This window comes from Paraburkholderia sp. BR14312 (genome assembly GCF_040948675.1).
GTDB lineage: Bacteria > Pseudomonadota > Gammaproteobacteria > Burkholderiales > Burkholderiaceae > Paraburkholderia > Paraburkholderia nodosa_A.
Genome location: NZ_JBFPKI010000001.1, coordinates 1,181,391 through 1,205,182 on the forward strand (window position 1 = coordinate 1,181,391; position 23,792 = coordinate 1,205,182).

Annotated in this window: 21 protein-coding genes; 8 read left to right on the top strand and 13 right to left on the bottom strand. The window is 62.7% G+C overall.

The features are described from left to right. Nucleotides 1-39 precede the first annotated feature (39 nt). The 4 genes from AB3X98_RS05345 (at nucleotide 40) to AB3X98_RS05360 (ending at nucleotide 5,673) form a co-directional block, all read left to right on the top strand. Entirely contained in the window at nucleotides 40-2,970 is a 2,931-nt protein-coding gene (locus tag AB3X98_RS05345; protein WP_368604416.1) for a hypothetical protein, read from the top strand. After that, nucleotides 2,967-4,022, top strand: a complete 1,056-nt coding sequence (locus AB3X98_RS05350; RefSeq protein WP_368604415.1) for a hypothetical protein — start codon at nucleotides 2,967-2,969, stop codon at nucleotides 4,020-4,022. The genes AB3X98_RS05345 and AB3X98_RS05350 overlap by 4 nt, the downstream gene beginning before the upstream one ends. Nucleotides 4,023-4,204: 182 nt before the next feature. Continuing rightward, entirely contained in the window at nucleotides 4,205-4,918 is a 714-nt protein-coding gene (locus AB3X98_RS05355; RefSeq protein ID WP_368604414.1) for a hypothetical protein, read from the top strand. A 470-nt stretch (nucleotides 4,919-5,388) separates the two neighbouring features. Next, nucleotides 5,389-5,673, top strand: a complete 285-nt coding sequence (locus tag AB3X98_RS05360) for a PAAR domain-containing protein (protein WP_368604413.1) — start codon at nucleotides 5,389-5,391, stop codon at nucleotides 5,671-5,673. Between the two features lie 42 nt (nucleotides 5,674-5,715). Here the strand turns inward: AB3X98_RS05360 and AB3X98_RS05365 are convergent, their stop codons facing one another. The 4 genes from AB3X98_RS05365 to AB3X98_RS05380 all read right to left on the bottom strand — a co-directional run bounded on the left by AB3X98_RS05365 (nucleotide 5,716) and on the right by AB3X98_RS05380 (nucleotide 12,501). Next, the gene (locus tag AB3X98_RS05365) at nucleotides 5,716-6,618 is read right to left on the bottom strand and encodes an OmpA family protein (protein ID WP_368604477.1); all 903 of its coding nucleotides are present in this window, start codon (nucleotides 6,616-6,618) and stop codon (nucleotides 5,716-5,718) included. 28 nt (nucleotides 6,619-6,646) lie between these two features. Beyond that, entirely contained in the window at nucleotides 6,647-7,657 is a 1,011-nt protein-coding gene (gene tagF / locus AB3X98_RS05370) for a type VI secretion system-associated protein TagF (RefSeq protein WP_342948813.1), read from the bottom strand. After that, nucleotides 7,654-11,511 carry a type VI secretion system membrane subunit TssM gene (gene tssM / locus AB3X98_RS05375; RefSeq protein ID WP_368604412.1) on the bottom strand — a complete coding sequence of 1,286 codons (3,858 nt, stop codon included), beginning with the start codon at nucleotides 11,509-11,511 and terminating at the stop codon, nucleotides 7,654-7,656. Before tssM ends, tagF begins: the two co-directional genes overlap by 4 nt. 132 nt (nucleotides 11,512-11,643) lie before the next feature. Next, nucleotides 11,644-12,501 (bottom strand): M15 family metallopeptidase, encoded by an 858-nt coding sequence (locus AB3X98_RS05380; protein WP_069266615.1) that lies wholly within the window; start codon nucleotides 12,499-12,501, stop codon nucleotides 11,644-11,646. A gap of 144 nt (nucleotides 12,502-12,645) precedes the next feature. On the opposite strand from AB3X98_RS05380, the gene AB3X98_RS05385 reads away from it, so the two are divergent. Next, on the top strand, nucleotides 12,646-13,563 hold the full coding sequence (locus AB3X98_RS05385; protein WP_368604411.1) for a hypothetical protein: 918 nt from the start codon (nucleotides 12,646-12,648) through the stop codon (nucleotides 13,561-13,563). A 39-nt stretch (nucleotides 13,564-13,602) separates the two neighbouring features. Here the strand turns inward: AB3X98_RS05385 and AB3X98_RS05390 are convergent, their stop codons facing one another. The 3 genes from AB3X98_RS05390 to AB3X98_RS05400 form a co-directional block, all read right to left on the bottom strand. Then, nucleotides 13,603-15,051, bottom strand: coding sequence for a 3-deoxy-D-arabino-heptulosonate 7-phosphate synthase (locus AB3X98_RS05390; protein ID WP_368604410.1), 1,449 nt, complete (start codon nucleotides 15,049-15,051; stop codon nucleotides 13,603-13,605). A 65-nt stretch (nucleotides 15,052-15,116) separates the two neighbouring features. After that, the gene (locus AB3X98_RS05395) at nucleotides 15,117-15,644 is read right to left on the bottom strand and encodes a DUF6496 domain-containing protein (protein ID WP_069266612.1); all 528 of its coding nucleotides are present in this window, start codon (nucleotides 15,642-15,644) and stop codon (nucleotides 15,117-15,119) included. Nucleotides 15,645-15,710: 66 nt separating this feature from the next. Next, nucleotides 15,711-16,622: a LysR substrate-binding domain-containing protein gene (locus AB3X98_RS05400; protein WP_368604409.1), complete on the bottom strand. Its 912-nt coding sequence runs from the start codon at nucleotides 16,620-16,622 to the stop codon at nucleotides 15,711-15,713. Between the two features lie 121 nt (nucleotides 16,623-16,743). On the opposite strand from AB3X98_RS05400, the gene AB3X98_RS05405 reads away from it, so the two are divergent. Then, entirely contained in the window at nucleotides 16,744-17,682 is a 939-nt protein-coding gene (locus AB3X98_RS05405; protein WP_368604408.1) for an alpha/beta hydrolase, read from the top strand. Between the two features lie 7 nt (nucleotides 17,683-17,689). Here AB3X98_RS05405 and AB3X98_RS05410 read toward each other — a convergent pair whose 3' ends face one another. From AB3X98_RS05410 to AB3X98_RS05435, 6 genes are all read right to left on the bottom strand, one after another. After that, nucleotides 17,690-19,237, bottom strand: a complete 1,548-nt coding sequence (locus AB3X98_RS05410) for a transporter substrate-binding domain-containing protein (RefSeq protein ID WP_368604407.1) — start codon at nucleotides 19,235-19,237, stop codon at nucleotides 17,690-17,692. A gap of 94 nt (nucleotides 19,238-19,331) precedes the next feature. Beyond that, nucleotides 19,332-19,712, bottom strand: coding sequence for a hypothetical protein (locus AB3X98_RS05415; RefSeq protein ID WP_069266608.1), 381 nt, complete (start codon nucleotides 19,710-19,712; stop codon nucleotides 19,332-19,334). Nucleotides 19,713-19,821: 109 nt separating this feature from the next. Then, complete coding sequence (locus AB3X98_RS05420) at nucleotides 19,822-20,223, bottom strand: hypothetical protein (protein ID WP_069266716.1); 402 nt, start codon at nucleotides 20,221-20,223, stop codon at nucleotides 19,822-19,824. Nucleotides 20,224-20,340: 117 nt separating this feature from the next. Continuing rightward, nucleotides 20,341-20,604, bottom strand: coding sequence for a pentapeptide MXKDX repeat protein (locus AB3X98_RS05425; protein WP_368604406.1), 264 nt, complete (start codon nucleotides 20,602-20,604; stop codon nucleotides 20,341-20,343). Nucleotides 20,605-20,709: 105 nt separating this feature from the next. Beyond that, nucleotides 20,710-21,486, bottom strand: coding sequence for a molybdopterin-dependent oxidoreductase (locus tag AB3X98_RS05430; RefSeq protein WP_069266606.1), 777 nt, complete (start codon nucleotides 21,484-21,486; stop codon nucleotides 20,710-20,712). 56 nt (nucleotides 21,487-21,542) lie between these two features. Beyond that, complete coding sequence (locus tag AB3X98_RS05435; RefSeq protein WP_342948821.1) at nucleotides 21,543-22,181, bottom strand: cytochrome b/b6 domain-containing protein; 639 nt, start codon at nucleotides 22,179-22,181, stop codon at nucleotides 21,543-21,545. Nucleotides 22,182-22,601: 420 nt separating this feature from the next. Here AB3X98_RS05435 and AB3X98_RS05440 point away from each other — a divergent pair, with 420 nt between their 5' ends. Beyond that, a complete protein-coding gene (locus tag AB3X98_RS05440) occupies nucleotides 22,602-23,147 on the top strand; it encodes a sigma-70 family RNA polymerase sigma factor (protein ID WP_368604405.1) in 546 nt (181 codons plus the stop codon). Next, entirely contained in the window at nucleotides 23,144-23,785 is a 642-nt protein-coding gene (locus AB3X98_RS05445) for a DUF1109 domain-containing protein (RefSeq protein WP_069266603.1), read from the top strand. The genes AB3X98_RS05440 and AB3X98_RS05445 overlap by 4 nt, the downstream gene beginning before the upstream one ends. Nucleotides 23,786-23,792 lie beyond the last annotated feature (7 nt).

The following is a 23,792-nucleotide window of genomic DNA, read 5'->3' on the forward strand; positions in this document are numbered from 1 at the left end:
CCACGGTGCTTTTATGAGCATAATCAGGAAACCAACAGCATGGCAGCCGACAATGGCGATACGTTGACCCCGGTCTCGCAATGGGCCTATCCCTTTCCACAGAAAAATGCGGCAGGAACAGTGGACCCGGACGCCTATCTGGCCGCACTCCAGGGCAGCGATGGCGCCTTCCCTTTGGGCTTGAACGGTCTATGGCATGGCGGGATTCATCTAGATGAGATCGGCGCGTCGCCGACGGCAGGCGAAAGCGCAATGGACCGCAGCGGCGGCGTACGGTGTATCGCGGACGGTGTGGTCGTGGCTTACCGGCTCGATAGCGACTACCAGCATTTGTCTTATCCAGACAAATCGACGGCGCTATATTCGCGAAGCTTCACCTTGGTCAAACATAGGCTGACCTTGCCCGCGGTGCCGGCGAATGCGCCGAATGCGCCTAACAATGCGTCGCATCCAACTGGCACTCCGTCGCAGACGCCCGCGAACAACCAACCGAACAAGTTGAGCACGGACCCGGCAGATTCGCTGGTCTTTTTCAGCTTATACATGCATTTGGCGCCTTGCACGGTATACAAGCATTCGGAACAGGACAAGAACAAAAAGACCTGGCCGAGTTACTACAACGCCGAACCGCTTTACACCGTCAACGAGAAGCGCGCTACCGATAAGCAAGAGAACGTCAAGGACGGGGAGCCGATCAAAGGCTCGCATGTGCATCGCGACAACCATGGCCATGTAGGCGAGAACATTGGAATTTTGCCGTCGGGCAGCAAAGTTAAACTTCAACGTCTGGCACATGCGCCGAAGAACTGGGGGCGCATTGCCAGCATCGTTTCCGGTGGCATCGTCCCGCTTGTGCCCGGAAAAGAGGCGCCGGCGGATGCGTCGCATGGCTGGGTATTTATCCCGTGGCTCGATGGCGAGATCGATCCTGCGGCCCTCGACAGCGTTTATGTGCTGCCCACGCCGGTACGCATTGGTGCCGGTGACGTGATCGGCTATCTGGGTGAATATCAGAATGTCGAGCATACGTCGACTTTGCCGCCGAGTCCGCAACGTGCGTTGCTGCATGTCGAGGTGTTCGCAGGCGACGATTTACAGGCGTTTTTAGCGCGCAGCCGCGCGCGTGCGGCGCAGTTGACGCAGGAGCCAAAGACACAACTGGTGCTGTCGAAAGGGGCGAATCTGTACGGCTGTAAGACCGATGGCGATTTTACGTTGCCCGCGAACACTGCGGTGACGGTTGCGAAAGACGCACCACAGACGGGCATGTGGACCAAGGTGCAGGCCAAGGCGGCTGGCGCCAACAGCGCAACGGATTACTGGATTTTGCGCAGTGAGCTGGCAAGCAAAGACTCACGACGCGCATGGAATTCCTTTCCGTTGTCGTTGTCGGCGGCGCCCACTGGAAGCAGCGACTACACGCGCGTTGTTAATATCGCCGGTCTGACCGAACATTTGGACGACAAGAAGAGCAAGTGGTACGAGGTCGATGCGGGCGATGCCAGTATGAAGACGGTCAAAGGGTTCGTTTGCGCATCCGGACAGCCGAATGTCTCGCTGCAGAACAAATGGGCATGGGCCGGATTTGAATTGCTGTCGTCGAATCTGACGACAGCCGATATGTACAAACGTTACCTTTACCTGAAAGGCGACAACGCAACTGCAGACGAAAAGAGCGCGTTCGAGGCGAGTTTCAACACGGCGAAAAGCGATGCGCTGATCGCAAAGCTTGATGAGATTCTGACGCCAAGGAGCGACCCGCAAGGCAAGATCGGTGGACGGAGTCTGCTCTCTGCATTGGACCTGAAATGGCGCGCGAGTCGTATCGATCATTTGGTCGTGAAATACGAGAGCGAGTGGGGCGGCCCGATGAGCAAATGGGACGCGCTCGACTCTTTTATGCATGATGGTCTGCCCTATTGGAAGACGGAGAAAGAGCGGATCAAGCTGTTGCAGATGTGGGATGCTTGCCAGGCGGCACTGAATCCCGTGTCGGCACCGAGTGTCTATCATTTGCATCCGGTGGGGATCGTGGGGAATTTCTTCGATCCCGACGCTTGTGCTTGCGGCTGCTGCGTAACGGTGACCGGAACGCGCTTCAAGAAGGATGCGAATACGTCTTGGTATGGCCCGCAGCATTCGGGTTCGATCTCGCTGGGCAACTGTCCGGCGTTGGCGACGATGCGGACCAACGGGACCCTAAGCGAGACCGAGGAAAGGATTCTGCGCGCCATGTCGCAGAATGAAGGCAAGGTGGATACGGTTCAAGCGATCGATGTAGCAATCATCAGCGCTGGGGCAATGCAGAAGACCATCCGTGGTTCGGCAAGCCAAGGCGAACTGGCCACCCAGATCGCTGCGTTTCGAGACGCGCATCCTGCTGAGTACCAACGGTATTTTGCTAATTGCGGCTGGACCGTTACCGGTTCGGGCAGCGATGCTTCGCTGGGGTACGCGCATTCGACATTTACGAGTGGCGCCCGGATCATTGGTGACGAGCTTTACACTGCGTTACGGCGCGATTGCTCCATCTCCACTTTTGGCAAGCCGGTCAACTGCCCGCCTGTCGCGTCGATGGCGCACGCTGTGTCGTCACCGCTATACCAAGAGCTGCAAATCAAGGACTTCGTCGATCGGCTTAATCAGGCTATCAACAAGACACCTAGCGGCTACGCTTATCCGATCAAGGATTATCTTCAGTCAGCGCTCGGCCGTGCGACCGTGCTGGATCAGGACGTCAACTGGCCCCGTGCAACACCAGTCAGTATGAAAACTTCGTTGGATCGCTTTTTTCAACACAATCCGCAGGCGTCGCACAATCCGGCAGAATGGGGGGCGAACAGGTCTGCATACGAAACAAGTATCCTGCAAGATTACGGGCCATCGCGCTCTATGGCGCAAGTCAACGGCGAGTCGGTCGCGCCGGGAAGATATCAGCATCTGGTCCAAGCCTTGGGAATGCCATCTTGAGAAAGAAGACTTCAAAATCTATGAAGACAAGTAACCTGCAGTTTCGAATCAGCTTAGTTTGCTTGGATGCTGTTCGTATCGGCACGGGGATTGCCACCGCTTTTCTCCTGACCAACGGCGCTGCTACGCCATCACTTGCCTCCGAAACATCGTCCACATTCCGCTTCGCTCTACCGGGTGGGGCAGCCATTCTTTACGGCAACGCATCGAACCCTCAAGCACCATTGGCCGAGCGGTCCTGGCAACAGGCAGTATTTTATTTCCCGAACGGAGCGACGTTCAGCCTGCTGCCAAGAACTGGCAAAACGAACGCTGGCGGGGCTGCAATTGAACCGCCGAGCGAGAGCGATATTTCGCCGTCCGGCCAATTTGTTGTTGTAGGGCGAGTCGAATCGGGGACGGTATCGTCTGGGCCGGGGCAAGCGGAGTCCGTTCTGAGCCGGGAGTACTGTCCTGTCATTGAGATACGCACGGGGTGTATTACCGCCGATCAAACTGGTGCGATATGCGGAGCGGGCTGGCAAGCTGGCCAGCCCGCACAGTGGGGAACGGAGGATCAAACGAACGTGATGCTGAAGCGCGATCGTCCGTCGGCGAGCAGGCTGCTGCGCTTCATCAGCGCCGGTCAGCCGGTACGATTAGTAATCGACGACGATTCCGGTGCGGACAATCTCTTGCGGTGCGATCCGCTGTCGTCCATTAATCGCGAGGCCTATCAAAAGATTGCAACTGCTTTGCATGCCGCAGGCGCGAGCAACGATGCGCGATTGATAGACGCCGCACTGTCGAATGCCAACGACGGCGCGGCACATACGTTAGAGTCTGCAGTCGCGGATGACCGGCACCGTGCGGCGACTGTGTCGGCACATAATGCAACGCTCTATACGGCACCCGATGATAGCCACGCGAGCCGCGCCTATCTAGTCCAGAACGATACGGTGACGGTATTGAAGCAGTCGCCTGCCGGGTGGGCCTATGTCGACTACGTCACAGCTTCCGGCAAGCATCTGGTTCGATGGGTCAAAGCCGACCAACTGTCGATCGAGCCCTGATGTGATCGAATAACTGAATTGAAATGCCGTGACCACTTTTTCGGGCGTATCGTGCGTAAGCGATTTATCGGAAAGACGACTCTGTCGCCTGGAAGTGTTGCCGTTTCTTGGATTCTGGCCTCAAGTTGGCATTGGAGCTTCCGCAGCGGCGGCGATGGGGTTCGCAGCGACTTGAAGGCTATATGACCTACGACTATCTGACGAAGGTATCCATAAATCGCCCCGTGACGGCGGAGGAGTGCGCGCGTCGCCTCGATATCCGCAAGCCGGCGGCAAGCGATGCGAAAGACAAGCACATGGTCTTTCGAATGAACAACATCTATTTGGACATTTGCGATACCTCATACCAGCAGGTGGGTTGGGCAACCCTGGCCTTTCTCGTCGGATTTCCCGGATTTGCCTATTTTGGCTGGCAGTTCGTGTTGTTCACTCATAGCAGCGCGATTTTCTGGACACTGGTTGTGCCGTGTGCCATAGGATGCGCGTTTTGTGCCGGCATTTTGCTGAAGGACTGCTTCAACTACCGGCACAAGACAATTCGGTTTAACAGGAAAAACCGGATGGTCTATGCCTTCCGCCATAACGGCAAGAACGGGGTCGTTGCCGTGCCTTGGGACAAAGCTTTCTTCTTCACTGACCGGCAGACGTCTTCGCCGCTCTTCGGCGGTGCGCCAACCGTCCTGAGATGTTTCGTGCTCGCCGAGGACAATAAAACCATCGTCAATACCTTCAGTTTTGGCAAACGTACGGTCAACGGGGGATCGGAGACGTCAGCGTGGGGGCGAACGTTCTTGAGCAACTTCTGGCGAACTTCGAATTCGTTCGAAAGTTTATGGAAGACGGCCCGGAATCGCTTCCACCTATCAAGGAGTACTTGCCCGAAGGACCGTCCTTGAGGGCATCGGCGAGTGTGTTGTTTTCCAATTTCAAGGCCGTTCGCAGGGCAAACGCCGCCCTTTGGCTGCTGACGACCGTGATCGCGGTTCCAATGTGCCTGATGGTGTTATTGCATTACATTGCGCAACTGACTAGTCGTGAGCCGGTGTGGCCCGAGGACGTACAACGAGCTTCGCTCCCCGGTGAACCGTCTTCGACGGTGGCGGCCCAAGTGGCGGGACGCTAAGACTCTGACGCGATGGCATTCGACGGCAACATCCGGGTTAAGACTCAGCGGCCTTTGACTGACAAGGGAGATCGTCAGGAAGGCAAAGTTCGTGGGCAACCTCCAGTCCGTGTTCGCCTGGCTTAGCTGGAAAACGTGCCGTGAGCCGGTTTTGCCAGAAGCCATCCAGCAGTCATCGAAGCTCGACACATTCGTGGCGAGCGCCACTAAAGTCGGATCAGAGAAAAATCTCAGGGAGCAAATATGACTCGCAAATTCATACTGAAAGACGACAAGACCGATCAAAACGGCGTCGTTATGGATGGCATCGAGGGGTCTTCGTTTTCCGGGAGGCCGATGGCCTATATCGGAGCACCGGTCATGTGCCACACCTGCAATACCCAAGGTGTCATCGTGTCGGATGGAACTCCGCACACGCTGACGGTAATGGGAAAACAGGTCGCTCTAGAAGGCGACCTGTGTCAGTGCCACTGTCAACCCCAGCCGAAGCTTGTGGCATCGCAAACCACGGGAACGCTTTCCGCCTGAAGTGATCTGTGGTTGTGATGATAGGCCCGAGGGCCATTCCCCCTACAACCCCGCCCGAAACTCAATCCGCCGATTCCTTGCCCGCCCATCACTCGTATCATTCGAAGCAATCGGCTGATCAGGACCCACACCAGTCGCCGTCATCTGTTGCGGCGAGATCCCCTTGCCGACGAGATACCCTTTAACAGCATCGGCACGCGCCTGGCTCAGCGCAATGTTCGACGCACGATTGCCCGCATTGTCCGTATGCCCGATGATCGCCACAGTACGCGTATTCATCTTCGCAAGCACGGCCGCCATCTGATCAAGAATCGCCCGGCCTTGCGGCGTGAGCGTCGCACTGCCCGTTTCGAATTCGATAGTGCGATTTGCGAGCGTCTGGTCGAGCAGCCCCTGTTCGGACGCGCTCACGCGCAACCCATTGCGGATCGTATAGGTCGGATTGAGCGCGGTGGCCATGTCGCTCGCGATCTGCTGGCGCGTGGCCTCGTTGCCCACCTCGCCGCGCACGTCGATCTGCGTGCCGTCGATCTTCAGTTGTCCTTTATGGATCTGCTTGAGCTGCGCGTTGAGCAGCTTCTGCACGTTATCCGACCAGTTGGGCGGCGTCGCTACGTCGCCCACTTCAATCTGATCCACGACGTTCGCCGCGCCATAGGTCTCGCGCAGACGAGCGAGCACAGCCGCGTGCGTGGCTTCGTCGGGCACCTTGCCGCCTGCCACGACCTGGCCGGGCGCCGTATCGACAGGCGCGGGCGTGGACGTGGCGGTCGAGCGGGGAACAGTATCAGCCGTAGAGGCGGCCGGGTTCGCCGCAGGAAGCTCAGTCGTGCTGACCTGCGCGCCGCTGTTGTTCACGGGCGTGACGCGAGCAGGGCTCGCATCGTCGGCCCACGCGTTCGAGCCAGCGAATCCCAACACGCCAGCCGCGAGCGCCGCAGCCATCGCCGTACGCACAGGAACGCGCGCCTGTTTATCCGCGCCGAGCATGCCCAGCCTCCCCAACGAACGCTTCCTGGAACGTGTCGATCGCAAGACGCAGCGACAGTTGCGGCTGATCGAGGTAGCTGACGAGTTTGCTGATGCCATGGTCGCTTTGTGCGTGACCGTCGATCCATTCGGGATCGTCGATATCGATGTTGTGGGCGGCGTAGGTTTGCGGATCAACCACGCTGTGCAGGGTCCGGGCCGATGCGCCGTTGAAGCCGACGATGAGCCGCTCGCGCTGCGCGATGGTGCCGATGAAGATAGCGAGCTCGAAGTCCGCCTTCGAAACGAACGGCGCGATCAGCTCCAGCCAGAATGCGGCCACGAGGCTGCGGTAGAACGGGTCGACCGGCAGCGGCAGCGTGAGGCCGCGCTCCAGATGCGAGGAGCCGCTCGTCATCACTGGTCGCAGCAGCGAGCCGAGCGCGAGCATCGCGCCGCGCAGGCGCACGGGGTGGCCGCTCGCGAGCAGCATCCGCTCGAGGCCTTCGAGCGTCTGGTGTTCGACGAAGTCGTTGAAGGTGCCGTCGTGCGGGTTGCCCACGCCGCCCACATCCACGGGAACCTGGGTTTCGCCGAGCGCATGCAGCGCGCCCGCCGGTTCGCTCGTGCCAAGGAGCGGCTGCATCTGCTGCGCGGCACGCGACCACAGCCGCGCGAAGGCGAGCGGGCTGCGCGCGAGAAAGGCGAGCGGCTGCTCGACTTCGAGCGCGGTGGCCGCGAGAAACGGAAAGCGCCGCGACGACTGGTCCTGGCTCGCCACCATGTGCCCGGCGATCGCGAGTTTGCTCTGCGAGCCGAGAAACGCGAAGTGCATGGGCTGCGCTTCGGCATAGACGATCTTCCACCGCGGATCGTCGGCGAGCAGTTCCATCGCCTGTGCGATCCAGCGGTCCAGTGTCTGCAGCAGCTGCGGATTATGAGCACTCTTGACGAAGTCGCCGCGCGACGGAATCTTGCCGAAGTACGCGATCTGCGCCTGAACGGACTGCGTCATTGCGCGGTTCCTCCTGTCTGGGTGGGGGCCGCCGATGTTGTTACGGCGGCCACGGCGGCGGGCGACGCACTCGCGCCGGCCGCAGGGTTGGCAGCCGCACTGTTCACTGTCCCGACGCTTGCGATCGAAGAGGGCAGTTGCACGCCGCTCAAACCTTGCTGCTGCGGCGCGTTACTGCTCGCAGCCGTGGGCTGCGAGGTGCTGACGATGCGCATGCTCACCGATACGGTCACGCTGCCTTGCGTCCACGTCAGGTCGAACGTGCCGTCCGGATGGCGCGTGCGCTGTGCCGAGTTGATGAGCTTCTCCAGGCCGTAACGTCCCGGCTCGTTGACGAACTGGATCGTGCGACCGTCGAACGTGGTGGCCGAGAGCGTCGCGCCCGGCGCGCCCTGAGGATTGGGCCAGACGAAGTTCGTCCACTGCGGCGGCGTGTTGCGGTAGCGCAGTTGCTGGCCGTCGATCGCGATCGTGTACTCGGTCGTGCCGCTCGACGGCTGCGGCAGAATCTGGAACACGGTCTGCGGCTCGGACGAGCCTTGTCCCGCGCCCGCCGCGCCGCCCGCAAGCGGCGCCACCCAGCGCGCGAAGCCGGTCGTGAAGTCGGGCGTGAGCGTGAGGCCCATGTCGCCCCAGGTGCGTGCGGAGAGCGTGTCGCCGCGGCGCACGGCGAGTGGCCCGAGCGTGGTGCCGACGAACTTCGAAATCGCACCGTCCGGCCCGAACATCTGGGCGATTTCGCTCGCGCCTGCCTCGATCTTCGCGCTGCCCGCAAACGGGTACTTGTTCGCGAGCGAGGCCTGGAACGGTTGGTACACCTGCGCATTCCAAACCTTGTTCACTTCCACGCTCGCAGGCTGGATCACCACGGCGTAGGCCTGCATGAGCGGGCGCACGAGCAGCGGGCGCAGCGCCTTCTTCTGCGCGTCGGTCAAGCCCGTGAGCATCTGCTCGTCGACGAACTTGAGCGAATCGGAAAGTTCGGAGCCGTTGCCGTCCAGCGTTTGCTGCATGAGCTGGCGCGCGCCCGGTCCCGGGTCGCCCTGATTCTTGATGACGTTAAGACGCGTGCGCACCTTCGAGAGCGAGTCCATGTAGCCGCCGAGCAGCGACGCGTTATCGTGCGTCACGACCATGCGGCCCAGCCCCGCGAATGCCTGGCCGATCGGACCCATCGAAGGCTCGACCGGATTGCCGTTGAGGTCGAGATTGGCCGTGGCAGTGTTGCCCGACATGCGCGAGAACCATTGCCTGACCCATCCCGTCACGCCGCTTTCCGCGCGCTTGATGCTCACGCTCGCGAGCGATGGGTTATCCCACGAGGTCTGGTCGTACGCGGTTTCGAGGATCTTGCGGATCGGCGAATCCTGCGGGTCGCCCAGGCGATTCATCGCATCGACGGCCTGGCCGAACGTGCCGAAGTCCTGCACGGCAATGCCCTGCATGAACTTCTGCCAGTTCTGCGCATACTCGGTCTTGTACATCGACACCAGCGCCTTCTGGATCTGCTCGGGGCTGCCTTCGAGCGTGAGATCGTCTTGCGCCGAGGTGTTGAGCACCCAGTCTTTCGCTTGCAGTTCCTTCGTTGCGGCGTCGCGGATCGCGGGCTGCACGTACTGGAACCACGCCTCGCGCGTGAAGGTGCCGGAAATCGCGTAACTGCCCGCAATCAGCGAGGTATTCGTGTCGCCGACGATGCGCGCCACCGTCATGGGCGCGAAACGCGTGGAGGCGCGCGCCTTGATCTCCTCGTACACGCGCTGACGCGCCGGCATGCCGCGCACCACGTGGCGCAGGTTTTCTCGCGTCTGGTCGACGAGCGCGAGGTTCGCGTCGATCATCGGCCAGTCGTCGTCGGAGACGCGCGCGAGGTAGAACGTGATCATGCGCTCGGCACTCTTGATCATCTCGTCGCGAGGCATGTTGCCGCGATTCGTTTCGAGCCAGCCACGCCAGAAGCGCGCGATCTGGTCGGTCAGGTGCGCGGCCTCGACGTGACGCTTGTCGGAGAGCATCAGGTAGGTTTTGAGCGCGTTGTAGGCGTCTTCGACGCTCGTGGGCGAGGCGGCGCTATAGAGGCCGCCCTGGCTGCCGCCCGCCATTGCCGTGTGCGCCGAGACGGGAATCGCACCCGAATCGGGCGTATGCGACATCGGCGCGAGCAGTTCGGGATGCGCGTCCACGTCCTTGAGAAACGAGGCGAGATTCTGCGAGACGGGCGTCAGCATGATCTGCCGTACGCCGCTGTAATACTCTTCGAGCAGATGCTGTTCGAGCCGGTCGCCCTGGTAGAGTCCGAGCGAAACGGCGAGCGGGCGGTCGCGACGGAACTGCTCGAGTTGCTCGATGCGGTCTTCGAGAATGTCCATGGCCTGCAGGCGCGACTGCAGGTCGTTGCGGTTCTGCTGCATGCGCTCGACATTGTCGAGATCGGCCTGCACGTTCGCCACGAGCTGCTGGTTGCCGATGGTCGACCATGTCCAGCCGCCCAGCGCGAGCGCGAGCACCGCGACGAAGCCGAAGAACGTGGCGTAGCGCAGGCGCGTCTTGGCAGGGCTCGCGAACTGCTTCACGGTTTGCCGGTCCGCGAAGATCACTTTCGAGAAGAGATCCCGCAGGAAGAAGCCGTTTTTGGAAAACGCGCTATGCGGCTTGGGCAGCCCCTCGGCGGAGAGCACGAAACGGTTGGCAATGCGCTGCGCGGCGGCGCTGCTGGTTTCGCCTTCCTGCAGCGCGCTCGTGAAATAGAAGCCGCGGAAGATCGGCTTGTACTGGAAAGGGTTGTTCTCGAACAGCGTAGCGAGGAACGCGCGCAACGCCGGCTTGATCGCCGAGAATTCGAGCGGGAAGCTCAGTTGCCCAGGCGAGAGCTGCTTGCCGCGGCTGAGCGACATCTGCGCGATGCTGATTTCCTTGAGGCCTTCGTAAAGCTCTTCGAAGCGCTCGTCGAACAGCGCGACGATATCGCGCTTCTCATCCGGCTCGTAGGGCAGGGTAGCGCCCCACACGCGGTCGTACTCCTGGCGGTCGTTGCTGCTGAAGAATTCGGTGAAGCCGGTAATCAGGTCGGCCTTCGTGAACATCACGTACACGGGCGCAAACACTTCGAGCTTTTCGGTCAGTTCCTGCACGCGCTGGCGCAGATTCTTCGCGAGGTTGATGGCGAACTCGGGGCGGTTGCCCGTGAGTTCCGCGATGCTCGCGGTGACGATGATGCCGTTGATCGGCGCTTTCGGACGATGGCGCTTGAGGAGGCCGAGAAAGCCGAGCCATTCGGTGCGGTCTTCCTCGTGGACCGAATAGCGGCCCGCTGTGTCGAGCAGGATGCCTTCGGTCGTGAAGAACCAGTCGCAGTTGCGCGTGCCGCCAATGCCGTGCACCACGGCGTCGTGCTTGTCGGCGAAGGGGAATTGCAAGCCCGAGTTCAGCACGGCGCTGCTCTTGCCGGCTGCAGGATTGCCGATGACGATGTACCACGGCAACTCATACAGCGCCGAGCCGCCCGAAAGCTGGCCGATCTTCGAGGACTTGATGGTTTTTACGGCGTCGACGAGCCGCGTGCGCAGCACATCCAGCTCCGCCTGCCTGGCAGGGGCGGGTGCGGGCTCTCCGTTATCGGTCTGCGCCTGCTGCTCCAGCATGTCGCCGAGCTTGCGGTTCGCGCGCCGCACGCGCGCGCGGCGCCAGAGCCAGAACACGAGCCAGATCGCGAACAGCGCGCCGAGCACGGCAGCGGGCCAGACCGGGCTGATTTGCAGTGCATCGGCCGCGATGAACAATGCGGCCGCGAGCGCGATCACGCCGACGACAGAGAGCGTGCGCGTGTTTGTCAACACGTTGAAGAAGCGTTGCATAAGCCGTTCAGGTCCTGGTGCCTTGGGTGCTGTTTGTCGTGGTGTGCGGTGTCGTCACGCAGCAAGAGGTTTTGCCGCCCGGCAGAATGAATGAACGCCCCATAAAACTCCCCATTTATTTCCCGCTGCGCCTCATTTAACAATTGCCGGCGCGCGACCCAGAACGAAGCCGGGTTTGTGATATTCGACGTGGCCCAGGTCCATCAATTTCCAGCGTCCGCCCCAGGTCAGGCCAACCTGCTCGGCCACCTGGCCGTATAACTGATAACCCCGCATCGCCCAGGGATCTTTTTCTGAAATGACGAGCTTGCCGTCACGCAGAAATGCGTTATCGGCCGCGAGTCCATATTGGTGATAGCTTTGGAAAGCTGCCGCGTTTGTCACATTACCGCCCATTTGCGCAAGCCTGTTTTGCCGCTCGGGGCTGCGGTAACCTTCCAGTAGTGCCATTTCATAACCGTATTGCTCGCGCATGATCTTGTAGACGAGCAATAGCCGCGTGCGGAAATCCGCATCCAGCAGATTCCAGTCGCGGCTTGCGTCGTGCAGCGCGGGCCGCACCTGCTCGACCTCCTTCGTGGCGAATACCTCGGGAGGCAGCGGCGGCGGTGGAACCAGCTGCTCGCCGTTCAGCAAGGCAGCGATTTTTTCGTCCGGCACCCGGGGCGTGTCATCGTATTGAAATAACTGATGACCGCGCAATGTAATGGCAATGAGCGGCGGCGTCGCAAGAATACCTGCGGTAATGAAAATCAGCAAGCGCCGCCTGATGAGTATATTTTTCATATCGGCCATTCTCGAATGAGAAATTTTTGCCGACTTAAAGAACTGACTACGGGCGTGAGTGGCGCTTGCTGAAGCGCGACGCATAATTAAATTATGCAATTCGAATAACGTGCTGAAAAGCGATGCGCGTACGGCGGGCAGCAGCAAGAGTGCGGCCAGTGGTACGGCAATGGCAAAATAGGCGACGAGAGCAATGGCGACCAAAAGCGAACCCGCGGAGTGGCAATTGTTTTTTGTAATGCTTGATTTTAGAATCAGCGCTGCCCGAAGTTGGGCCGCCTCGTATTATTGCGGTGAAACAGGCTCAATTCAATGAGCACAATGAGCACGATTCCAACGAGACAGTGAATGAGTGCGCCGGACAACTCTACCCCCAAGGCTGCCCCCAGCCTCCTCGCCGACACGCCAGCCAGCGTCCCGGGCGCACAACCGGGCGGCTCGCGCATCCTCGCGAATCTCGAGGGCCGCGTCGTGCCGCCGGCCGCGCCGCCTGGTACAGGTCGGCGTTCGCGCACGCCGATGCTGGTCGGGGCGCTGGCTCTGATCGGCGCCGCCGGTTTCGGCGCCTGGCACGTGGCCGAGCGCAGCGCACCAGCGAACGCCGGGACGCAGGCGGCTGCCACCGCCGTTGCACCGATAGCTGCCCCTGCAGGGGCAGCGCCAACCGTCGCGAACGCGGCGAGCGCGCATGATACGGCGTCGGCTTCGCACGCCGCCACGATCGTGAGCGACGACGAAACTGCCGACAACGCGAAGCCCGCACCTGACGCCGTTGCGTCCGCAACGGTACCCGACGATGGCCGGCTTTCGCGTGCGTTGGCCAATGGCGCGCGCGATGCCGGAGCGAGCGCACCAGCGGGCGGTGCGGCGCCGCAGGCGAGCGCGTCCGTAGACGCGAATCACAAGCATCCGGCCAAGGGCGCCGAAGCCCGCCACGAAGCGAAAAGCGCCGCGCATGCAGGGAGCGCCAAGGGTGAAACGCTGGCGAAGAAGCGACACGATGCGCGGCCAGGCGGCCAGAAGGACGATTCCGATGTCGATCTGCTAGCCGTGCTCGTTGCCCGCACCAAGCCGGGCGATGGCAAGGACGCGTCCGCGCACGCGTCGAAGCCGGCGGCTGGCAAGCTCACGCTCGCGCAGCAAGTCAAGGCGTGCGGAGAACAGGGCTTCTTCGAAGATCAGCTTTGCCGTTGGCGCGTGTGCGACGGGCATTGGGGCAAGGATCCGGCGTGCCCCGCGGCGGCGCGCGCAAGCACGGAGCATTGAGGCGTCAGCGCGCCTCTCTCGAACGCACGCACGCGCACGTCAACAAGGCCGTTCGTTCGCTGTGTACTGTGAACACCCCGGCGAGCACCCCGTTGCATCGCGAATCGTGGCCATCAGGTCATCGGGGTGCACCATCAATTCGCGCACGAGACGCAGCATCGAATACTGGTCGAGCACGGCATGCCAGCGCGACGATTGCGTGAGGTGCTGCCAGACAGCAGCCAGTATTTCCGGATCCGCATGGCGCCCGTCCCACTGGGCGCTGGCGTATTCGAGGCTCGCCGGTGCGGACAAAAGCTGCATACGGCTCGCGGCGTTGAGCATTCGCGAAACGCCGTTGGCGGGCGCGTCGCAGCAATAGAGCACGGCGTTCAGCAAGCCGCACTCGTCGAAGCCTTGCGCGCGTAGCGAGGCGCCGTGCAGTCGCACTGGCCCCTGCTGGGTCTCGAACGTATACACGACGTTTTCTTCAGCGTGCGTGAGCAGGCGCAAACCGCGCATGAGCCGCGGCAGGTCGGTCGTTGCGGATTCGACGGATGCCTTCGCTTCGACGAGCAGGCGCACGTTCCAGACGGGCACGATATCGAAGGTCTTCGCATGCAGCCGCTCGAGCAGGACCACGTCCCATTCCGTTTTGGCGCGCTCGTGCGAACCCGGTATCGAGGCCGGGACGCGCATCGAACTCACGACACGGTACGCGTGCGGGTTCTCCTGCGCCGCGTTGAGCCTTTGAGCCAGAGATTCGAGGGCTTGGATGGCCAGCGCTTCGACAGCCGCGCCGCGTCGCTGCGACGCCCGGCCTTGCGCCACGGCCGCCGGCGTACCCGGCCGCGGACCATACGCATCCAGCAATGATACGTATTGCTGCACGAGTGGGTCGGGCGCCAGGGCTTCGAGCCGGCACAAGCGCGCCAGTGCCGGACTGTTCTGCAGATCGGCCAGCGCGGGTTCGAAAGCCGAGCCCTTCGCAAGCTCCGGCGAAGCGAGAAGGTCTCGCGCGGTTTCATGGAGTCCCGCGTAATGGGCCTCGTGGTGCGCCAATGCCGCGGACGCATGCAGCCGCGCAAGCGCTTCGCGCTGCCAGGCCTCGAGGGCGCGCTGCTGTTTGGCTGGATGCGCGATCGCATTGACCGCAGCATGGATCTGCCGGCGGTCCTGATCGGCCTGGGCGGAAAGCGACGCAAATTCGCGTACGCGGGGCGCGCGGTGCCGCAGCACCATCGCCTGAAATGCCCGGTCTCCGGAATCGGCGTGCATCGCCTCCGTGATCATGGCCGCGAGCGCGTCGATGAAACGCGGCTTCAGCGTCGCGTCGGGTGCTCCGCCATGTGCGATGGCTTCACGCGCCTGTTCGATGACGCGTGCGAGAGCCGTCGCCGGATTGGCGTGACGAAGCGGCAGCGCCGAAGCCGCGGGCTCTTGCGGCAAGCGATAGCGGCGTGGGACGTCGCGAAGGATCTGTTCGAGCAGCAGAGCGGGTGAGGACATCGGCGATTGTGCAGCACGCGCGTGCGGGGCGATGAGGAAGATAGTCTCATAACCCCGCGCTACCGCTAGTGGCGGGTGTGCTGCGCCCGCGCGGCGCGTGTCTTCGCCGCCTTTTTTGCCGCGGCGGAACGGCCCGCTGCGCCCTTCGTCTGCGCAGCCTTTTTCGCGGCCGCCGACCGGCTGGCCGCGGGGCGGCGCGCCGCCGCGGTCTTCGCCTGTTTCGACGCGGCTTGTGGCGATGCGCCCTCCCGGCTCTCGCCCTTGAGCACTTGCGTCGTCGTGCGCGAGCGTTTGGCCTTCGATTCCGTGCTCGCGCGGCCCGTTTTCTCGCCGCGGCCCGCCGCGCTATCCTTTGCGGCCTTCTTGCGCGTCGCCTCGCTGGTTTTGCCTGGCGCCGGCGGTTTCAGGTCCACACCGGCGCGCCGCGCCTTCGAGAGGCCGATCGCGACAGCCTGCTTCGCGGAACGCACGCCATGCTTGCCTTCGCGCACGCGATCGAACTCCTCCTTCACGAACTCGCCGGCCTGGGTACTGGCAGATTTGCCTGCGCGCTTGTCTGCGCGCGCACGCTCGATCGTTTTCTTCTCGGGCATTTTGGCTCTCCTTAATGAGTGACCCACTTATCGCAGCAAGCACCGTTCCGCACAGGCGCAAAGCCATCAGGCCGCAACGAAAGCCGGCCGCGGAGCAGCCGCGAGGATTTCGGCAACGAAGTCGAGAAACACGCGAGTCTTGTTCGGCAGCCGCCTGCCCGATGGATGCACGCCGTGGACGGGCAACGGCGGCGGCGCGAAATCTTCCAGCACGCTGACGACCTCGCCGCTCGCCATCTCCGCTGCGAAGAGCCAGGCCGGCGCCTGAACCAGGCCCATATGGGCCAGAACGGCAGCGCGAATCTGCTCCGCGTCGCCGGTGCGGAAATTGCCGGACGGAACCTGCAGGCCCGGCCCTTCGACGTTGCCGAAACGCCATGCCCGCGGCTCGTGCAGGGGCGCGAAAACCACACAGGCATGCCGTTCGATCTCTTGTGGCCGCTCCGGGCGCCCATGCTTTTCGAGGTATTGCGGTGTCGCGACGACAACGACCGGACTCGAGGCCAGATGCCTCGAAATCATTGAGGAATCGGCAAGCGGTCCGCTTTTGACCGAAAGATCGAAACCTTCCTCGACGAGATTGACGACTCGCTCCGTTGCGGAAAGGTCCACGTGCACCTGCGGATAGCGGGAGAAAAACACCGGCAGGTGCGGCACGACATACAGCCGGCCAAAGACCGGTGGCACGGTGACGCGGATCAGCCCGCTCGGAGACAGCTGGCCGTGCCCGACGGAGGACTCGAGATCGGCGAAGTCGCCAATGATGCGCAAGCCCGCTTCATAGACCGTTTGACCGGTCTCGGTGAGTGTCATGCTGCGCGACGTGCGCCGCACCAGTTGCGCGCCGAGGTGACGCTCGAGCGACGCGATCTGCTTGCTGACCGCAGGTTGACCCACGCCGATGTCGCGGGCCGCCGCGGCGAAACTCCCGCTTTCGACGATGCGGATGAAAAGTTTGAGCGCGTCGAGCCGGTCCATTTTCCCTTCCCCAAAACTTCCTGACTGGAATGGATTCTATTCCATCTGACCGTCTTCCATGCCCTGAGTGGAATCGATATCGTCATGCCCATCGACAACGCATTCACGCAACGAAGGAGCCATGATGAGCATCGGACAACGCACAAACCTGACCGAAGTGCGGCACAGCCTGAGCGAAGACGACCGCGAGGCGGCGAGGGCCTCGATCGAGCGCACGCAGCGGCTTTTCGACGAATTCGAAGGAACGATGCGCGAGGCGTACGACGCCATGACCGCGCAGACGCCGGTCGCGGACGGCGTCGGCATGGAGAGCATCGCGAACGCGGACGCAACAGGGTGGTGGATTCGGCCGCGCGCCGCGCCTGCCCATCGCGCGATCCTGTTCCTGCACGGCGGGGCCTTTGTGCTCGGCTCTGCATCGGGCTATCGCGGTTTCGCAAGCCAGATCGCGGTGCGCGCCGGTGTCGATACCTTCGTGCTCGACTATCCGCTTGCGCCCGAGCATCCGTTTCCCGCGGCGCACGATGCCGTGCTCGCCGCGCTGCGATGGCTGGCGAACGGCGGCATACGCGAAGTCTCGCTGGTCGGCGACTCCGCGGGCGGCGCCCTTGCACTGGCGGCTCTGGGTGTGGAGGAACCGCGCACGTTGAACATTGCGAGCGTGGCCGCTTTCTCGCCGTGGGTCGATCTGGCGTTGACAGGGCCGTCGTTCAAGAGCGATGCGACCCGGGATGCCGTTCTGACGCGGCCGGTGCTCGCCAATGCCGCCGCAGCGTATCTTGGGGCTGGCGATCCCACGGATGGACGCGCGTCGCCACTGCATGCCATTCCCGGGCGCCTGCCGCCCATCGCGCTCCAGGTGGGCACGGACGAGTTGCTATTCGACGACGCGCGACGTTACGCGGCGGCTGCAGCGGAGCAGGGCGCAACGGTGCGACTGGAAATCTACGAAGGACTGCACCACGTGTTCCAGCGATCCACGCACGAGCTGTCGAGTGCGCGGTATGCGCTGGATGAAGTCGCGAGATTCATCTCGCGGTGCTGGACGCCTGACGCGTAAGTCTGCCTCAGCCCTGCTTGCGCGCCTGCCCGATGGCGCGTTCGCGTGCCGCCTGCGCTTGTTGTACGAGCCGGTAGGCGGCGTAGTACTTGTAGATATTGCGCACGTAAGTGGTCGTCTCGATCCCGATCTTCTCGCCGACCACGATCTCGACGTTGTTGAACCACTTGTCGGGCGAGAGCCCTCGGGCGGCCGCCTCCTTGCGCATCTTCGCGATCCTGGCCGGACCCGCGTTGTAGCTCGCAAACGCGAACAGGGCGCGGTCCGAGTCGGAAAAGTGCGCATCCGGGAAGTAGCGGGACATCAGGAGGTCCAGGTATTTCGCGCCGGCGTGGATGTTCGATTCTGTCACGCGGATGTCACCGACGGCCAGCTCCTTGCCGGTCGCCGGCATGAGCTGCATGATGCCGATCGCGCCAACGTGGCTGCGGGCGCTCTGGTCGAGCTGCGATTCCTGGAACCCTTGCGCGGCAAGCATCAATGGATCGAAGCGATATTGCGCGCCGTACTTCTCGAAGAGACCGACCGTTTGCGTGAAGCGCTTCAGTTCGGCGTCCTCCGTATTGCTGGTGATCTGCTTGACGCGCTGCAGTTCCTGCTGCAGACGCACTTCCGCCACGCTCTGCTGTTTCACGTAGCCAACGTAGAAGTCGGTGATGGCCTGCTGGAGTTTCGGACTCTGCTTGCGGATCGCCCAGCCGATATAGCCGGCGTCACGCACGGCCATGTCGTCATGCACCACGATGCCCGGCAGCACCTGCGCCCAGAATTTCGCCTTCCAGTCGTCGACGACGAGAATCTGGACCAGCCCGACATTGAGCATCTCCATGGCGTCCTCGTCCTCGAGCGCATCGGGCAGCAATACCAGCTTTATCGGCGGTTTGCCTTCTTTTTTGAAGCGCGCGTTCAGGGCGGTCAGACTCTCGAAGTAGCTGCTGCTCGCACGCACGTGCACGGTCTTGCCGCTCAGGTCGTCGAGTTTGGTGAGCGCGGGCGACTTCGGACCGGTGACGACCAGCTCGCGAACCGGCTTGCGGTCGCGCGGCGCGACGAAGTCGACCTGCTTGAGCCGCGTTTCGGTGACGGTCAGATTGCCGGCGGCAATGTCCCCTTTCCCGGCCAGCAGAGCGGGAAGGAGCTGGTCGCGCGTCGTCGGGATGATCACGAGCGTCAAGGGACGCTTGCCGAGGCTGCTCCGGTACGTCTTGTTCAGGTAACGCTCGAAGTCGCGCATGAGCCCGGCGGTCAGCCCTCGCTCATGACCGAGCTCGTTGAAGTAGAGGGTCCTGCTGTATGGCACCAGCACGCGGATCAGCCTGCGGTCGAGCATGGCATCGAAATCGCCGAACTTCGGCTGAATGGCGAGGTTGAGCCGGCGCGTGGCGGTGGGGGTGGGGGCCGCAGGGGGCGATGGCGCACTGGCTGGTGCAGCCGTCGCGGCCTGTGGCGCCGCGGCTTGCGCAGGCGTTCCCTGGGCAGCGAGGCAGCCTGTCGGCCGGTTGGCAATACTCGTCCCGAAAGCCAGGATGATCAGCAACGTATGAACAATGCGCATGGTGCCAGGGCCGAGTGTGACGCGCCCTCCCATCATGTCACAACCGCACGATCTGGCTATGGGCCCATGGTCCTATAGCGAAAACGAACAGCCGCTACTTTGGCGATGTCATGACGTCACAGCCGCCGTGCGTGCCAGCGCCTTTCAGGGTGAGCGTAAGCCGGCTGCCCCGGTTCGCCGTGATGATCTGCCCATAGCTCACCGTGGGAATGAACTGGATATCCGGCGCGACCGCTACAGGGGGATTCCTTGCGCCGTCGACGGTCAAGTCGAGTTCCACGGTGACCGTGTCGATTGCGACGCCCATATCCTGCTTGCGCTCGGCCTGTTCCTTCCTGAAATTGCACAGGCCCGTGAGGACCTGCTCGAGGGCGGTCGGAATATCGACCGGCTTGCCCGGTGGGATGGGCGGCGTGTTGCAGCCGACGATCGTGAATGGCAAAGCGCAAAGGACCACGTATCGGCAGGCGCGCATTGGGTTCCCCTTCGATGAGCCAAAGGACGGCTTTGTCGAAGGGTGCCATGCGTGGATGCGCAGTCAATCGGACCTATGGCCTATGCGGAAGCCCGCTTCGCCTCGTGAATCATCCGGTCAGGCGCGTCCATAGCGTTCGTATGCGGCGCGCGCGCTCGTCAAACAGATACGACGCTGCGAGCGCGATCAGGCCAGCGACGACCCCCGTCGCAATGTGTTCGAGAACATGAATGCGATAGTGGCTCGTGTGTGCGTAGGCATCGCCGATGATGGTCAGGCAGCCTACCAGCAGCGCGTTGCCATAGCGATTCGCGTACCACTTCGTTGCTGGCGTGAAGGTGAGAAGCACCGCCAGCGCGCCGGTGAACAGTCCTGTTTTGAATGCAATGGTCCAATGGGGCAGGCTCATGATGTTGCCCCAGCTCCCCGGCATGCAGGTCATGCATGCGCTGGTTGGCTGCCAGAAGCGCTGAATGAACAATTTCAGGCGGCGTTGCCATTCGCTTCCCATCACGTACTCCCAGTGCAGGGTGTGCGGCCCCGCGGAAATCGTGCATCGCTTGCGCATTGTGCTGGGGCGCACGCGATGCGCTCCTGGCAAGCGACGCCGGGAGCGCGTTACGACGGTTCAGTGCGCCATGGCGCCCGACGCCGGATGATCCATGCCCATGGCGTCGGGCTTCATCGGCTTTTTCATCTGATCATGGCTCATCGCGCCGCCTTTGCTCATTGTATCGTGCGCCATGGTGCCTTTGCCCATGGCGTCCTTCTGCATCGAGTCCTTCGACATGGCGTCGTTCGACATCGCGCCGCTTGCCTGCGCGAATGCTCCCGCGCTCATGCTCAACAGGGCGGCCGAGATGGCGATGGCTGCGAATCGGATCGTGTTCATTTGCATTGCTCCTTGCTGGGTGGAAAAAAACGTTGCCCCTTTTGCGGGCGGAAGTGAAACAGAACCGTCGCATGAAGTGGCGTATCAGGCGGCGGCCGGAAGACGTCACGAACCGCCGAACCAGTTGTAGCCCTGGTCGACCCAGTAGCCGCCTGGATACGTATTCGTGACGAAAATCTCGACGATGTGCTTGGGGTTCTTGTAGCCGAGCTTCGTCGGCATGCGCAGCTTCATCGGATAGCCATATTTCGCCGGCAGGCGCTCGCCGTCGTAGTCGAAAGCGAGCAAGGTTTGCGGATGCAGCGCCGTGGCCATGTCGATGCTTTCGTAGTAGTTGTCGGCGCAGCGAAAGCCCACGTATTGCGCGGTGAGATCCGCATCGACCCGGCGCAGGAAATGCGCGAATGGCGTGCCGCCCCAGCGGCCTATCGCGCTCCAGCCTTCGACACAGATGTGCCGTGTGATCTGCTCGGCGTGCGGCAGCGCGTACAACTCGGGCAGCGTCCAGACGCGCTGGCCCTTGACGAGCCCGCTGAGCCTGAGCCGATAGTCGTCGCCATCGACCACAGGCGCTTCGCTTTCGCTATAGAACGCGTTGAAGGGGAAGGGGCGCGTGATCTGGGCTTCGCTGTACGTGGGTGCGAGCCCGGTCGGGTCGAACAGCCATGCCTGCACGCGATCGTTGAGCCGGGAAACGGCGGTGAGGAACGTGTTGACCGAGGCGTCGTCGGTAATCGTGCAGCCTGTCAGCAGCGAGAGGCCGCCGAGCGTGAGCATGCGCTTGCCGAACAGGCGCCGTGACGGCATGTCGAGTTCGCGCCGTGCATCGGCAAGAATCGCTGCGCGGTCGATTGCGATGATCTTGCGGTCGGTCGTGTTCATCTGGAATCCTTATCGATATCGAAGGACGATGATTCAAACAGGATTGGGCGGCGCGTTCAGCGTCCGCGCAGCATGGTGAGCAGCGAGCGCGGCACGAGCGCGACCATCGTCACGTGAACGAGCACGAACGCCGCAAGCACGGACATCGCGCAAAAGTGCACGACGCGCGCGCGGTCGTATCCGCCCATCGACTCGCGCAGCAGCGGAAACTGCACCGACTTCCAGATCGCAAGGCCCGACAGCACGAGGACGACGAGATCGGCGATCGCAATCAGGTAGGCGAGTTTCTGCACGGCGTTGTACTGGCTTAGGTCAGCGTGAGAAAGTCGGCCCATGAGCGCGGCGCGCAGATCGTGCAGCACGGCGCGCGGGCTCAGCGGGAAGAACTTCGTGCGCCAGCGGCCGGTGGCGAGATTCATGGCGAGATAGACGAGGCCGTTGAAAAACAGCAGCCACATTGCCGCGAAATGCCATTGCAGTGCGCCGCCGAGCCAGCCGCCGAGCGTGATCGAGGTGGGAATGACGAAGCCCGCGAACACGGGAGACGCATCGTAAATGCGCCAGCCGGAGAACATCATGACGAGCGCCGCAAGCGCGTTGAGCCAATGCGTGACGCGCAGCCAGAGCGGCTGGATGGCGCGTGGGCGGCGCACGCTGGCTTCGAGTGCGGGCGATTCACCGATCGACGTGTGCATGGCGATTCCTCGTTAGCGCAGAGTTGACAGTGAATTCGCTGTGGCGCGCGCGCCGGTTACAGCGCGTCGGGAAAAAATCGCGAGACCGGGGGGCGGCTAAAAATAAGTCGCCGAGGCTGTAACCCAACTGGCGCGGCGAACGAACTACCCGCAACGGGCGCACGCGCTCGCGCCAAGCGAAAGAGGCACAAGGTGGGTTTGACTAGCACATGGGCGACGATGACGGAAGGGGCGACGCCCGGCGCGCGCGCCGGGGCAGCGCATGCCGTTGCGGGGAGCGAAGCGTTCGGCTACGCTCACGCGAACGGGTGCGAATATGGCGGTGCTCGTAATAATTTTGAAAGCTCTCCTTCGCAAGACCAGGCGAGCGCCATGCCCGCAAGCCCGCTAACCTACCGTCGCGATCATCCAGGACGACCTTTGCACACCGCGGATACCCGTCTCAAAGCGCTTTTCGTCAGCGGCCTGGAAGGCGACGCGCAAGCGTATCGCGACTTCCTCGAGGAACTCACGCGCCATTTGCGCGGCTACCTGCGCCGGCGCATCCCGCAGTTGCGCGACGACGTCGAGGACCTCGTACAGGAGATCCTGCTGGCGGTCCACAACGCGCGTCACACATGGCGCCCCGACGAACCGCTCACGGCCTGGGTGCACGCGATCGCCCGCTACAAGCTGATGGACTTTTTCCGCTCGCGCGCACGCCGCGACGTGCTCAACGATCCGCTCGAAGATCACACCGATCTCTTCGCCGCGCCCGACGACGAACCCGCGCAGGCGCGCCGAGATATCGGCAAGCTGCTCGAGCAATTGCCCGACAAGCAGCGCCTGCCTATCGTCCACGTGAAGCTCGAAGGGCTTTCGGTCGTGGAGACGGCGAAGCTCACGGGGCTCTCCGAATCGGCGGTCAAGGTGGGCATTCATCGCGGTTTGAAGGCGCTTGCCACGCGCATCAGGGGAGCGCGATGAAAACCGACGATCTGATCAACCTGCTCGCCGCCGGCGATGCGCGCGTGGACCGCAAAGCTGTGCTGCGCCGCTTCGCGCGGGCGCTGGCGCTCGGTTTTGCGGGCTCGGTCGTGCTGATGAGCGTGGTGTTCGGCGTGCGGCACGATCTCATGAGTGTCATGCACACGCCGATCTTCTGGGCGAAGCTCGCGTTCCCGTTGTGTGTCGCGGCCGCCGCCGCGCTCGCGGTCAGCCGCCTCGGGCGGCCGGGCCGGCGCGGCGGCTACGCGTGGGCGCTGGTCGCGCTGCCGTTCGTCGCCGTGCTGGCGGGCGCGTGGCTCGCACTGGGCGACGCGGCGCCCGCGCAACGCATACCGCTCGTGATGGGCCTCACATGGCGCACGTGCCCGTTCAATATCGTGCTGCTTTCGGTGCCGACGTTTGTGGCCGTCTTCTGGGCCGTGCGCGGTCTCGCGCCCACCCGCCTGCGCGCAGCGGGCGCGGCAGCCGGGCTCTTTGCGAGCGCGCTCGCGACCATTGCGTATTGCCTCCATTGCCCGGAGATGAGCCCGGCGTTCTGGAGCGTCTGGTATGTGATCGGCATGTTGCTGCCCGCCGGCATTGGCGCGTGGCTGGGGCCGCGGTTGCTGCGCTGGTAACGGCGCG

Excerpts from the sequence above, each read along its gene's own strand:
- AB3X98_RS05415 (WP_069266608.1), bottom strand. The coding sequence starts at position 19,712 with ATGCGCGCCTGCCGATACGTGGTCCTTTGCGCTTTGCCATTCACGATC.
- AB3X98_RS05425 (WP_368604406.1), bottom strand. The coding sequence starts at position 20,604 with ATGAACACGATCCGATTCGCAGCCATCGCCATCTCGGCCGCCCTGTTG.
- AB3X98_RS05405 (WP_368604408.1), top strand. The coding sequence starts at position 16,744 with ATGATGAGCATCGGACAACGCACAAACCTGACCGAAGTGCGGCACAGC.
- AB3X98_RS05345 (WP_368604416.1), top strand. The coding sequence starts at position 40 with ATGGCAGCCGACAATGGCGATACGTTGACCCCGGTCTCGCAATGGGCC.
- AB3X98_RS05400 (WP_368604409.1), bottom strand. The coding sequence starts at position 16,622 with ATGGACCGGCTCGACGCGCTCAAACTTTTCATCCGCATCGTCGAAAGC.
- AB3X98_RS05430 (WP_069266606.1), bottom strand. The coding sequence starts at position 21,486 with ATGAACACGACCGACCGCAAGATCATCGCAATCGACCGCGCAGCGATT.
- tagF (WP_342948813.1), bottom strand. The coding sequence starts at position 7,657 with ATGACGCAGTCCGTTCAGGCGCAGATCGCGTACTTCGGCAAGATTCCG.
- AB3X98_RS05355 (WP_368604414.1), top strand. The coding sequence starts at position 4,205 with ATGACCTACGACTATCTGACGAAGGTATCCATAAATCGCCCCGTGACG.
- tssM (WP_368604412.1), bottom strand. The coding sequence starts at position 11,511 with ATGCAACGCTTCTTCAACGTGTTGACAAACACGCGCACGCTCTCTGTC.
- AB3X98_RS05385 (WP_368604411.1), top strand. The coding sequence starts at position 12,646 with ATGAGTGCGCCGGACAACTCTACCCCCAAGGCTGCCCCCAGCCTCCTC.
- AB3X98_RS05420 (WP_069266716.1), bottom strand. The coding sequence starts at position 20,223 with ATGGGAAGCGAATGGCAACGCCGCCTGAAATTGTTCATTCAGCGCTTC.
- AB3X98_RS05390 (WP_368604410.1), bottom strand. The coding sequence starts at position 15,051 with ATGTCCTCACCCGCTCTGCTGCTCGAACAGATCCTTCGCGACGTCCCA.
- AB3X98_RS05360 (WP_368604413.1), top strand. The coding sequence starts at position 5,389 with ATGACTCGCAAATTCATACTGAAAGACGACAAGACCGATCAAAACGGC.
- AB3X98_RS05395 (WP_069266612.1), bottom strand. The coding sequence starts at position 15,644 with ATGCCCGAGAAGAAAACGATCGAGCGTGCGCGCGCAGACAAGCGCGCA.
- AB3X98_RS05435 (WP_342948821.1), bottom strand. The coding sequence starts at position 22,181 with ATGCACACGTCGATCGGTGAATCGCCCGCACTCGAAGCCAGCGTGCGC.
- AB3X98_RS05410 (WP_368604407.1), bottom strand. The coding sequence starts at position 19,237 with ATGCGCATTGTTCATACGTTGCTGATCATCCTGGCTTTCGGGACGAGT.
- AB3X98_RS05445 (WP_069266603.1), top strand. The coding sequence starts at position 23,144 with ATGAAAACCGACGATCTGATCAACCTGCTCGCCGCCGGCGATGCGCGC.
- AB3X98_RS05365 (WP_368604477.1), bottom strand. The coding sequence starts at position 6,618 with ATGGCTGCGGCGCTCGCGGCTGGCGTGTTGGGATTCGCTGGCTCGAAC.